Origin of the sequence: Actinopolymorpha alba DSM 45243, assembly GCF_000373925.1 — a bacterium.
In the GTDB taxonomy this organism is placed as follows: Bacteria; Actinomycetota; Actinomycetes; order Propionibacteriales; family Actinopolymorphaceae; genus Actinopolymorpha; species Actinopolymorpha alba.
Genome location: NZ_KB892831.1, coordinates 1 through 11,300, shown reverse-complemented (window position 1 = coordinate 11,300; position 11,300 = coordinate 1). Strand labels below are relative to the sequence as shown.

Sequence of the window (11,300 nt, the reverse complement as noted above, 5' to 3'; positions counted from 1 at the left end):
CGAGGCGCGTGTTAACGGCACCTTCTTGTGCCTCATTGATCTCGTGGCCGTTGACGCGAAGCACCAACAGGTCGTTGAGGCTGCCCATGCCACCGAACGCGCTAAGTAGGTGGTCGAGGCCGTATGTGTCACCTGCAGCGATTCTTCCCCTGGACGTCGCGAGCCGGGATGCCCAGTGGCTCTCGCCATGTTTTTCCAGGAGCCCAACCGCTTCGTCAAGAAGGTTCGCCAGCCTCGACGCCCGCGCCTCCACCTCATCAGTCGCCACGAGCAGAGCGTATGCGCGGCGAGACTCCGGCGCAGCTGCCATGCGCCGGCCGTGGTCTCAGTTGTGGTCTCAATTCCCACTCGTACCAGGCCGTCCACAAGCCCTCCGATGGCCACCAGCCACGCTTGTACGAGCCGACCCAACCAGACCCAAACCTCTTCCGCGCTGCCTCGTAATGCGTAGGTCCTGGGCCTGACTCCCGCTGGCCGGTTCACCCGACATGGGGCCTCACCTGCGGAAACTGGGGGGCGCTGACCGCGACGGCGTGACCTTGCCCAAGTGCGCAGCGCCACACCTAACCCCCACCTTTGGACGCGCATCGACCCCGATCGACGGCAAACAACGAGCACGACCACGCCGACGATTCGCCAAGCAGCGTTGATGATCGCCAGATATCGCAAGCTAAGACAACCCTCCGATCCCAAATCGGGCGGTTAGGGGTTCAAGTCCCCTCGGTGGCTCAACACGAAAGCCCGGGTCGAGAACATCTGGCCTGGGCTTCGTTCGTGTAAGAACGGCGGATTGCTAACAGGAGCCCAAAAGTGCGGCCGGTTCCGATCGCCGCGTTCTTCCCCTTCGCGTTCGGGTCCGCTCCAGCACGTCATAGGTCCACACCGGAAGCTCGGTGTCCCTGTCCACCAACTGCACCGGGTTGTCCCGAGGAGTTCCCATGTCCCCAGCGCTTCACTCCGTCAGCGTCGCGGCCGCCGTCCTTGACCCACAAGGACGGGTCCTGGCCATCCGACGTCGCGACAACGGCCACTGGGAACCACCTGGCGGCGTCCTCGAACTCGGTGAGTCCATCCACGACGGTCTACGCCGAGAGGTCGAAGAGGAAACCGGACTCCGGGTCGAGCCCGACGCACTCACCGGCGTCTACAAGAACATGAACCGCGGAATCGTCGCCCTCGTCTTCCGCTGCCATCTCACCGGCGGAACCGAGCAGACCAGCGTCGAGACCGACCGCGTCACCTGGCTCACACCAGACCAGATCCGGGACCGCATGAGCGAGGCGTACGCCATCCGCCTGCTCGACGCCCTCCCATCAGACGAGCCCCGGCCAGCCATCCGCAGCCACGACGGACAACGCCTTGCCTGACCCGGCTTAGCGGTCGGCTCCGGTAGTGTGCGCGCTCTTTGCACGTCCCGGGTATTTCAGAGAGGTTGGTGCCCTGGTGGAGATAGCCGTCGAGGGCTTCGACGCGTCGCGTGGTGCGCGTTTGGCGGTCTACAGTGCCGTCTCCACATCGCTGGCGCTGTGCAGTGATCGCGAACTGCGCGACCTTGTGGATACGGCTGCGCCAATGGGTTCTGGCATCGGCGGGACCTCAGCTTTGCTGGAGGTCGGCGGGACCCCAGTATTCGTTAAGCGGCTGCCGTTGACCGATCTGGAAAGGCAGCCGGAGAACGTCCGGTCCACGGCGAACCTCTTCGGGCTACCTGCCTTCTGCCATCCCGGCCTCCGGGTCCCCGGAGGGCCGGGATGGGGGGCTTGGCGGGAGCTGGCCGTGCACACCATGACGACGAACTGGATGCTCGCACAGGACCATGAGGGCTTTCCATTGATGTACCACTGGCGGGTGCTGCCGCACCCCGGGCAGGCGTTGCCCGAGGAACTGGCCGACGTGGAGAAGGTTGTCGCCTACTGGGGAGGCGGGCCGCAGGTGCGCGACCGAATCGAGGCCCTGCGGGATGCCTCGGCGAGCGTCGCGCTGTTCCTGGAGTACATCCCACAGAACCTGCACGACTGGCTTGACGTTCAGGTCAAAGCCGACGATGAGACGGTCGACCAGGCATGCACCATGGTGGCGAGGGAACTTGAGGCCGGGACGTCTTTCATGAACGCCCGCGGGCTCCTGCATTTCGATGGCCATTTCCAGAACATCCTCACCGACGGCAAGCGTCTGTTCTTCACGGACTACGGCCTCGCGATGTCCTCCCGGTTCGACCTGTCGAAGGAGGAGGCGGACTTCTTCGCCGAACACCAGACCTATGACCGCTGCTACACCGTCACCCACCTGGTGCAGTGGCTCGTCACCGCCCTGTACGGGTACGAGGGGGACGAGCGCAGCGCGTTCGTGCACGCCTGCGCCCGTGGGGAACCTCCGACGGGGATTCCGTCGCAGGTCGCGGCGATCCTTATCCGCCACGCCCCGGTGGCCGCAGTGATGACGGACTACTACCGCGAGTTCTGTCTTGAGAGCAGGCAGACCCCGTATCCCCTGGAGGCGATCCGCCGGATCGGCGGGTGGGACAGCTTGTTCATCATCTGATGGACCGGTCGCAAGACGCTGCTCTGCTGTATTGAGCTTTCATAGATCAAGGCGCGCCGCAAGCGGCGCGCACCGCCCCGTATACGGCTGTGCCGCCGACGATGATGGGGAGGCGTCCGCCCACCCAGCACTGCTCACCCCGCGCGCCATGGCAGACGACGCTTACCAGACGCTGCGCCGCCTTGACCGTAGTGTCGCGGCCCGCGTTCACCCGAACAAATACGGCGCCGTGATCAACGCATTGGTAGGGCTCATGAGCGCTACAACGTCTCAGCGACACGAGCCAGCGGCACCTCTAAAGGGTGTGCGGACTGTAGTCCTTGGCCTAGACCGACCAGCCCGCGAACTGGACGCCCGAGTCGCGCGGACCTTCGACCAGAAAGTGGAGCGCGGACTGTTCGAAGAAGTGCTGCGTCTGTCCTCCCGCTACGACCTCGACCATGAGCTGCGACGCCGAGGCAAAGACAGTGCCAACCAGATACTCCACACCCCACGGCTACCACGAGTTCTGGGAGGTGGCCAGTGAACGAGGGAAGTCGGTCAGTTCCCTGACCACAGGCGACATGTCGATTGTCAGGGAACGCGTCGTCGAACATATCCAGGGGTACACCCGGCGACAGCGAAGTGCCTTCCGGAAGCTGTCTGGCCTTCGCATGGTCCGGACGGCTGACAAGGCACATAGAGAGGTCATCACCGGTGGGAGCTGGTGAGCATCCCGAGGTGCCCCCGAACGATCCTCACGAGCCCTCGATGCCCACATCTACAAGGAGCAGTCCACGGTTAGAGACGCCGGAGTCGAGCGGTGACCTGCGCACGGAAAACCCACTCGTAATGCGTCGCTCCTTGCTAACGCGACTGCTAACACGCGGCCTGGACGATCATGGACGACTACGACCCATACAAGCTCCTCGCGGCGGAGTTCTCCGCGCGAACTGGACGAGCATGGACTGTGACGACACGTCATCGACCTGCTTGTAATCGGGCGTTAGGGGTTCAAGTCCCTTCGCTGGCTTCACGTCTCCGCAGGTCTATTGCGATGCATCGCGGTGGATTGTGGAGGCTTCGTTTGGAAGTGGCCAGTACGCCCTGCAGCAGCCTGCGGCGAGGGCTGTCGGGTGATCTTAAGTGGGGCGATCGTGGCGGTCAATTCCATACGGGCATTGCATCGATCACCTTCGCGGCGGTGTCGGGTATGGCATCGACCTTGGGCAGGGTTTCCGCGACCTCTTGTTGGGTGACTGGTGGGATGTTGACGTCGGGGTATTCGATTCGGTTGCGGCGTGAACGCATCCGATCTACTGGCTGATTCTGTAGATCTCCGTCGACACCGGTTCCCGATCTCGCTCGACATCACCTGGGAGAACGGCCGATTGAATGTTGGCTTCGTTCGACACCGCTTAGCCGGCAGGTGCTGCACTGCGTGCTTGAATGCGTCGCTCGCGCCCCGAGTCTGGGTCCGCGGGTTTCTGCTATCGGGTGCCGGCCAGGAGCAGGTGGGTGAGCTTGCGTGCGTCGTAGCGGCCATCGTCTCCTGCGAAAAGGCAGAGGTTGCCGATGCCGCGCATGAGCTCGTAGCCGGTGATCTCGGCGGTGATCTCTCCGTTTCCGCGCGCGGCTGCGAGGAGGCGGTCGCAGATCGGCACGAGGCGGTCGAGGAAGTAGTCGTGCAGACTGCTGCTCGACTCGTCTTGGGTGCGGACGGTTGCGAGCCCGTGCTTGGTTGCAAGGAAGTCAACGAAGGCGTCGATCCACTCGCGGAGTGCCGTGAACGGCTGTGAACCGTCCTGGAGCAGCGTCTCGCCGAGGTCGACACAAGCGTCGACCTGGTGGCGATAGACGGCGGCGATGAGCTCGGCACGTGACGGGAAGTGGCGGTAGATGGTTCCCATCCCCATCCCGGCCTCGGAGGCGATGAGCCGTACCGGGGCGTCAATGCCCGAATCCGCGAACACCCGCGCCGCGGCCTCGAGCAGGGCCTGCTCGTTGCGGCGGGCGTCGGACCGCCGCGTACGGGCCGGAGTCACGGCCTCGATGCGGTCGGACTCGGTGGTGTGGGGCATGGCAGGGCTCCTCCTTGCTAAACGGAACCACGCTCCGTATTGTTAGTGGAGCAGTGTTCCGTTTCAATCTTGCCAGACCGGCGCTGCACCACACCACCCTCACGACAGGAGAACGCTCATGCAGTACCGCACACTCGGGCACACCGGCATCCAGGCGAGCAGCCTGGCCTTGGGCGCGATGAACTTCGGGAAGATGGGCGGCACGACGCAGGCTGAGGTCGACGCCCTCGTCGGCACCGCGCTGGATGCCGGGATCAATGTCGTCGATACCGCCGACGTCTACAGCGGCGGGGAGTCCGAGGAGCTGCTCGGTAAAGCCCTCGTCGGCCGCCGCGACGAGGTCGTGCTAGCGACCAAGGCCGGGCTTCCGATGGGCGATGGGGTCGGGCAGAAGGGCGCGTCGCGGCGCTGGCTCACCACGGCACTGGACGCGAGTCTGCGCAGGCTGGGGGTCGACTACGTCGACCTGTTCCAGATCCACCGCTGGGATCCGGCCACGAGCGATGAGGAGACCCTTGCGGCGCTGTCGGATCTGCAGCGGGCCGGGAAGATCCGTCACTTCGGAACCTCGACCTATCCGGCCTACCGGTTGGTCCAGGCGCAGTGGACGGCGGCCAAGGCGGGGGTGGGGCGGTTTGTCACCGAGCAGCCCAGCTATTCGATCCTGCAGCGCGGCGTGGAGCGTGACGTGCTGCCGGTGGCTCAGGAGTATGGGCTCGGGGTGATGGTGTGGAGTCCACTGGCTTCGGGATGGCTCTCCGGTGCGGTGCGCCGTGACCGGGAGGTGACCACCAACCGTGCGGCGTTCATGCCGCAGCGCTTCGACCTCGCTGACCACGCCAACCAGGCGCGGATGGACGCCGTCGAGAAGCTTGCGGCCCTCGCTGAGGAAGCCGGCCTGACTCTCGTTCAGCTGGCGCTGGGGTTCGTTACCGCCCATCCAGGGGTAACCAGTGCCCTGATCGGGCCGCGCACGTTCGACCACCTCGCCTCGCAGATCGCGGCCGCTGAGACGGTGCTGACGACCGATGTGCTCGACGCGATCGACGAGATCGTTGCGCCTGGCACGGACCTGGCTGCGCACGAGAAGAACGACGCCCCTCCGGCGCTGCTGGACGCAGCGCTGCGCCGCCGGTGAGCAAGATGGGCTGGCTGGGGGCGCGGTGACTCTTGTCCCCGATCAAGCTCCACCGAGCGCGGATCGCCGCCGCCTCCGACACCGCGTGTCTCGACCGTGGGTCACCGCTGCGGACCGAGATCATCTCTGGCTTGGGGCACGAGGAGGGCACGGAGGCTGGGAGCTTGGGAAACGTACGTATACGGCGCTCGGGGCCCGATCTCAGGCGTGAACGAGGGTCTGGAGTGGCCTGGAGTACCACTGGCTGTCCTCGCTTAATGGCCTGTTAATGGCCCGACCGTTTCCTAGTACGGATGGTGGTGCGGTACCGGTACAAGTCGCGGCGCTCGAGCGACCGGAAGCCCGCACATGGCCAGATGGGTCGCGCATTCGAGTTCCCAAGTCACCTCCTCTGCGGACCGGTGGTCGTGTCGATAGACCTTCAGTACGTAGCGCCCTTGGCCCGTGGTCACCTCGTACACATCGTTGACGAGAGATCGCACCAGTACGCAGCCCATGACATCCAGCGCGTACTCCTTGTGAACTACTTCGGCGAGGGCCTCAGGGGCAGGCAGCGAGCGGAAAGTCGAGATCACGCCGCGACGATACGGGAACCCCTACTCCGGCAATGGCGTGCCGCTAACTGTCGCCACCCATCCGAGAACTCGTCGGGCGATCGCTTCCGAGTCTTCATCGTCCGTTGTGATCACGGTGGGGAAGAACTCGCGCGTTTGAGCGGCATCGAGCACAGCGTCCTCGATCCACTCCGCAGGCCAACCTCGCGTCTGGAGGCGGGCACGCCGGAGCTGATCGGTGCAGTCCAGGAGCGCCCAGTGCACCGGCCCGGCTGGATCCGCGTTCGTGGCCAACTCCTCCGGGGATGGCGTGGGACCGAGCAGAAGGACCGGATGACCCGCCCGCCGGACGATGCGGAGGATGCGATCCCACATCCGGTTGTACGCCGGCCAGTTCGGCGCCGCCTCTGGATGGGCAATCGGTACCCCGAGTATGGCGCCGCCTTCCAGCAGTTCGTCCTGGTCGATCACCACCAAGCCCTGGCCGAGCCTGACGAGATCCGGCAGAAGCGTCGTCTTTCCGACTCCCGGGGCGCCAGTGACCAGGTACAGGGGAACGGACGTCGGTCTCGACTTCACCTGGCGCACAGTGCCCCATCGGCCGCCGCAGAGGCAACAGCTTTCGCTCGGTCTCGACCAACACGTGTTGGAGGCGGTTGTCTGCTCAGGCGCCGGTCGTGGGCAGGGGACCGCGTTCGAGGATTTCGGCGAGGAGCTCGGCGGTGGCGGTGAGATGTTCCTGTTTCCAGGTCCATATGCTCCAACCCAAGTGGGTGAAGCCGATCTGCAGCTCGTAGCAGTGGTGGCGTACGGCGGCGTCGACGAGCGCGCTCTGGTCGGCTCGTAGGGCTGGGTCCTGGAGCAGTCCGGCCAGCGGGTCGGTGGCGGCGATCCCCGGGTAGAACACCGGGCCCCAGACACTGCACCAGGCGGCGTCGTAGAGGAAGTCACCGCGTACCGAACACTTCCAGGAAAGCACCGCCTGAACCCGGCGACAGCCCGGGCTCACCAGCACGTTGCCGTGCAGGAGATCACCGTGAATGAGGTCGCGGCGTTCGGGGCAGGCCGCGATCAGCGTCCTCACCCGGTCGCAGACCGCCGTGGACAGGGCCGCGAGCTTCGGGTCGGCGTCCAGGGCGGCGCGCCATCCGTGCGCCCGATTCCCCGGATCGTCCACCAGCTTGTCGAGGACAAATTCCCGCCAACTGCGGGCCGGCGCACCTGCCGGGTGCCACATCACCGGGGTACCGGGGGATGCGGGTACCCGATAGAGCGCGACGAGCAGACGTGTGAGGGTGGGGGCGACGGCATCGGCGCGCTCAACCGGCGTGTCCTCCAGGAACCGCCCGTGATGACGGACGGAGATGGCGTAGGCCTGTCCGGTCGGTGTGGTCCCCACCTCCCTCACCTCTGGCACCGGCAGATCCGGTCCGCTGAAGGCCATGGCCATCCGGTCGGCTTCGTACCAGGAACGTTCACGACCGAAGCGGACCACCAACTCTTCCCCGCCCGCCCGGTAGCCCCACGCCGATGACCACGCCCCGCCGGTGAGGGGCTCCACGTCGCCGGGAGTGTCGCCGGAGTGCTGGGCGAGGAACGCGACGACCTCTTCGTACGTGGGCTCTTCCATCCCGCCAGTATCCGCCCAGGTCGTCCGCGGGCCTATTGACAGGTCGCTGCACGCGCCGGCCATGGGCCTCGAGCGTGCCCCTGACGTGCCCCCGAACTGCCCATGCGTCGCTGTCAAGTACCGGTCCGGCCGTCGATGCACTCGCGGAGCAGGTCCGCGTGCCCATTGTGCCGGGTGTACTCCGAACACATGTGGCACAGGATCCAGCGCAGGGACATCGGCCCGAAGCGCGGGTGAGCAAAGGTCTCGTCGAGGGTCCTGCCACGGATCGCGTCGCGACACAGCTCCCACTCGTTGACCAGCAGGTTGTACGTGGCCTCGGCCTGGCGGGGATCCACGTCCTCGAAACTGGCGTCCGGCTTGCCAGGACGACTGTAGATGTCCGGGACGGCCTGGCCGACGAATCGTTGGCGGAACCAGGTCCGCTCCACTTCGGTGACGTGCCGCATCAGCCCGAGCAGCGACAGCATGGACGGCGGGACCGCCCGCAGCGCCAGTTGCTCCGCTGTAAGACCGGCGCACTTGTGGAGCAACGTGTGCCTGCTCCACTCCAGGAAGCCTTCCAGAGTCGAACGCTCATCCCCTGTGAACGGCTCGTCCACCCGTTCTACCTCTGGTGCCATCCAACTCATCCGGCAAATGTACGGATCCGCATCGTCCAGTAACAGCGGAGCGCAGACGAGCAGATCGCGATCACTCTCGGCGGGAACGACGCGCGCGGGTTCGTCATCCCCACATCTTCGGGCGCCCGGACGAAAGACGCATCGCAACCGCTTTCGAAGTCGTGTACTCGAGCAGCGTTTCCGCTGACATCTCCCTCCCGTAGCCGCTGTGCTTGATGCCTCCGAGTGGCTGGCCAGGACTGACGTCGAACCAGGTGTTGACCCACACCGTCCCGGCGTCCAGTTCCGCGCCGAATCGGTGGGCGCGGGCGAGGTCCCGCGTCCAAACGCCGGCGGCGAGCCCGAAGTCGCTGGCATTCGCGCGCGTGATCGCGTCTGCCTCGTCGCTCCAGGACTGCACGGTGACCACCGGACCGAACACCTCCTCGCGCGACAGCGCGGTGCTGCCCCGCTCGTCGGCGAGGACTGCCGGCTCGAAGAAGAAGCCGTCCAGCCCGGCGGGAAGGTCGGGCGTGCCGCCGCCGTACAGCAGCTCGGCGCCCTCGTCCACGGCACGCTCGACATGACCGCGGACGCGGTCCCGGTGTGCGGCGGACACGAGTGGACCGACCTGCGTGTTCGGGTCGACGGCGTCCCCGATCCGGATCCGGCGCATGATCCCGATGAACCGCTCGAGGAACGCGTCGCGGATCGCGTCGTGGAGGAAGAGTCGCGACGCGGCGAAGCAGACTTGCCCGTTCTGGAAGGCGATGCCCATGAGCGCATCTTCAACGGCGATGTCCAGGTCGGCGTCGGGACAGATCACGAACGCGCTCTTGCCCCCGAGCTCCATCACCGCCGGCGTGATCTGGTCGGCAGCGGCGTGCAGGATCGAGCGCGCGGTGGGCACGCCGCCGGTGAACGAGATCTTGTCGACCCCCGGATGGGCGACCAGCGCCGCTCCGGCCCGCGGCCCGTAGCCCGTGAGGATGTTCAGCACGCCGGGCGGCAGCAGATCCGCGGTGCGCAGCCCGAACTCCACGACGCTTGCGGAGGCGAGCTCCGACGGCTTGAGCACGACCGTGTTGCCGGCGGCGAGCGCGGGCGCGACCTTGAGCGCGGTGGAGATGAGCGGCGAGTTCCACGGGATCAGAGCTGCGACCACGCCGACGGGTTGCCGCACGGTCCAGACCCGGAGATCCGGATCGTCCGTCGTGAGCGTCTCCCCGCCGAGCGAGCGCACCAGGCCGGCGTAGTAGCGGAAGATCGCGACCGCGGTGGGCACGTCGGCACCCTCTGCCTCCCTGATGGGGCGGCCGTTCTCGGTGGCCAGCAGCGTCGGCCAGGCGCCGTCCTGCTCGATCCGGTCGGCCAGGCGGTCCAGCACCGCCTGGCGCTCGGCGGGGCCCGTGGCGCGCCATTTCGGGAGGGCGTCCCGGGCGGCCTTGACCGCCTGCTCGACGTGCTCGCTCGTCGCTTGCGCGAGCGTCGCCCAGACGCTTCCTGCGCTCGGGTCGACCGCCTCGAAGCTGTCGGCCGTCGGGACGGGCTGGCCTCCGATGAGAAGGGGGTACGGAGCGGCCGGCCGGAACGCCGCGCGCGCACCCGGCTCGGGCGCGTGCGCTCTCGTCATGACGGCGCCTTCGCCCGGCCGTGCACCGGCCACCGCTGACCGTGAGATCCAGCAACGCGTCGCGCTTGGTGGGACCCGAACCGATCCCGAATCCTGCCGAACTTCCCCCGCTTGCCCACGCCGCTGCTCCTGTGCTTGTCGGCTTAGGTACATAACGTATACAGCCGAGCACCCCCGCGTGTTGGCATCTGGCAACGGCAGGTCAGCAGCAACCCGCCGCTGTGGAGCAGCGCCAGCGAGGTGACCACGCGCTGCTCCACAACCGACAAGACAACCCGTGCCAATCCCGGCCTCCCCGAGTCCGGAACGTCCCACGGAGACGCTCCGGCCCAGAGTGCCGATCACGACCGGTGTCGCACATCAACTGTCGGACGTGTGTCGCACATCAGCCGACGGAGCACATGATCCGCGACCTCTCGTTGCTGCATTGACCTTTTAGAGGTCAAGGCGCGGCGCTCCGTGCCGCTCAGCCGCCCGGGCCGGCCCTGCGGGCGGCCCTCATCCCGGACGTGGCCGAGCTTGTTATGGCTGGCGCTGGAGGCTGGCCGCGGCAGGTATCAGGCAAGACGGCCTAACCTTTGGGGCTCCACCCCAAACCCCGGCCCTCTCCGAGAGCGGGAAGTGTACGGGCCGGGTTCCTCTCTCGTCGGCCAGCCACCGAAAGCGGCGTATCCGGAACCCGGGAGGGGTGAGCTGTCCGACCGACGAGAGAGGAGCCCTCAGCCTGCGCCACTCACGCTGGCTTGTGGGCGAACACGATCTCGGTGTCGCCGGGCCAGTCCCAGAACACGCCGTCGGCTGACTGGGAGGCGAGCAGGGCACGCGTCTCCTCGGCGAAGGCTTCCGCGTGCTCACCGAACAGGTGGGGTGCCGCCCAGGAGAAGGAGAAGTATCCGGCCAGGACGCTGTCGGTGTCGCGGAGCAGGTCAGGGACGCCCGGAAGAAATGCTGAACGTGATGCGCCGAAGCGCGTGCGGGCCAGCACGTCCTCGAAGCGATGGTGCCTCACCGGCGATGTGCCTTGCCCGGCACGTCGGGTGGACCCGAGGTGCTTCTCCACCAGCGCCCTGATCTCGGTATGAGGGATCGGCGTTCCAGCAGGCGCTGGCTGTGGTCGCCCCTCCACAGTGTGGACGATCAGG

The 11,300-nt window shown here is 66.5% G+C and carries 13 protein-coding genes; 4 read left to right on the top strand and 9 right to left on the bottom strand.

The genetic code is table 11. The annotated features are described in order from the left end of the window. The coding region (locus tag B141_RS45135) for a DUF6966 domain-containing protein (protein ID WP_202806071.1) at positions 1–268 on the bottom strand (268 nt) is incomplete at its 3' end. Positions 269–938: 670 nt separating this feature from the next. On the opposite strand from B141_RS45135, the gene B141_RS0138070 reads away from it, so the two are divergent. The 3 genes from B141_RS0138070 (at position 939) to B141_RS53205 (ending at position 3,067) form a co-directional block, all read left to right on the top strand. Continuing rightward, the gene (locus tag B141_RS0138070) at positions 939–1,367 is read left to right on the top strand and encodes an NUDIX hydrolase (RefSeq protein ID WP_020580414.1); all 429 of its coding nucleotides are present in this window, start codon (positions 939–941) and stop codon (positions 1,365–1,367) included. A 205-nt stretch (positions 1,368–1,572) separates the two neighbouring features. Further along, entirely contained in the window at positions 1,573–2,541 is a 969-nt protein-coding gene (locus B141_RS0138065) for a protein kinase family protein (protein WP_202806070.1), read from the top strand. Positions 2,542–2,689: 148 nt separating this feature from the next. Next, positions 2,690–3,067, top strand: coding sequence for a hypothetical protein (locus tag B141_RS53205; protein WP_084678784.1), 378 nt, complete (start codon positions 2,690–2,692; stop codon positions 3,065–3,067). Between the two features lie 617 nt (positions 3,068–3,684). On the opposite strand, the gene B141_RS48870 is transcribed toward B141_RS53205, so the two are convergent. Both B141_RS48870 and B141_RS0138050 read right to left on the bottom strand, forming a co-directional pair. Continuing rightward, positions 3,685–3,831, bottom strand: coding sequence for a hypothetical protein (locus B141_RS48870; protein WP_020580411.1), 147 nt, complete (start codon positions 3,829–3,831; stop codon positions 3,685–3,687). 179 nt (positions 3,832–4,010) lie between these two features. Then, the gene (locus B141_RS0138050; protein WP_020580410.1) at positions 4,011–4,601 is read right to left on the bottom strand and encodes a TetR/AcrR family transcriptional regulator; all 591 of its coding nucleotides are present in this window, start codon (positions 4,599–4,601) and stop codon (positions 4,011–4,013) included. Between the two features lie 118 nt (positions 4,602–4,719). Between B141_RS0138050 and B141_RS0138045 the strand changes: the two genes are divergently transcribed. Next, positions 4,720–5,739, top strand: a complete 1,020-nt coding sequence (locus B141_RS0138045; RefSeq protein ID WP_020580409.1) for an aldo/keto reductase — start codon at positions 4,720–4,722, stop codon at positions 5,737–5,739. A gap of 284 nt (positions 5,740–6,023) precedes the next feature. Here the strand turns inward: B141_RS0138045 and B141_RS0138040 are convergent, their stop codons facing one another. The 6 genes from B141_RS0138040 to B141_RS45130 all read right to left on the bottom strand — a co-directional run. Then, positions 6,024–6,236: a phosphotransferase gene (locus tag B141_RS0138040; RefSeq protein ID WP_020580408.1), complete on the bottom strand. Its 213-nt coding sequence runs from the start codon at positions 6,234–6,236 to the stop codon at positions 6,024–6,026. Between the two features lie 99 nt (positions 6,237–6,335). After that, a complete protein-coding gene (locus B141_RS0138035; RefSeq protein ID WP_157181614.1) occupies positions 6,336–6,872 on the bottom strand; it encodes a P-loop nucleotide/nucleoside kinase family protein in 537 nt (178 codons plus the stop codon). Positions 6,873–6,957: 85 nt separating this feature from the next. Next, positions 6,958–7,923, bottom strand: coding sequence for a phosphotransferase family protein (locus tag B141_RS0138030; protein WP_020580406.1), 966 nt, complete (start codon positions 7,921–7,923; stop codon positions 6,958–6,960). 113 nt (positions 7,924–8,036) lie between these two features. Next, positions 8,037–8,546: a DinB family protein gene (locus B141_RS0138025; protein WP_237742917.1), complete on the bottom strand. Its 510-nt coding sequence runs from the start codon at positions 8,544–8,546 to the stop codon at positions 8,037–8,039. A 103-nt stretch (positions 8,547–8,649) separates the two neighbouring features. After that, the gene (locus B141_RS0138020; protein WP_040423393.1) at positions 8,650–10,158 is read right to left on the bottom strand and encodes an aldehyde dehydrogenase family protein; all 1,509 of its coding nucleotides are present in this window, start codon (positions 10,156–10,158) and stop codon (positions 8,650–8,652) included. Between the two features lie 733 nt (positions 10,159–10,891). Further along, the coding region (locus B141_RS45130; protein ID WP_020580403.1) for a hypothetical protein at positions 10,892–11,300 on the bottom strand (409 nt) is incomplete at its 5' end.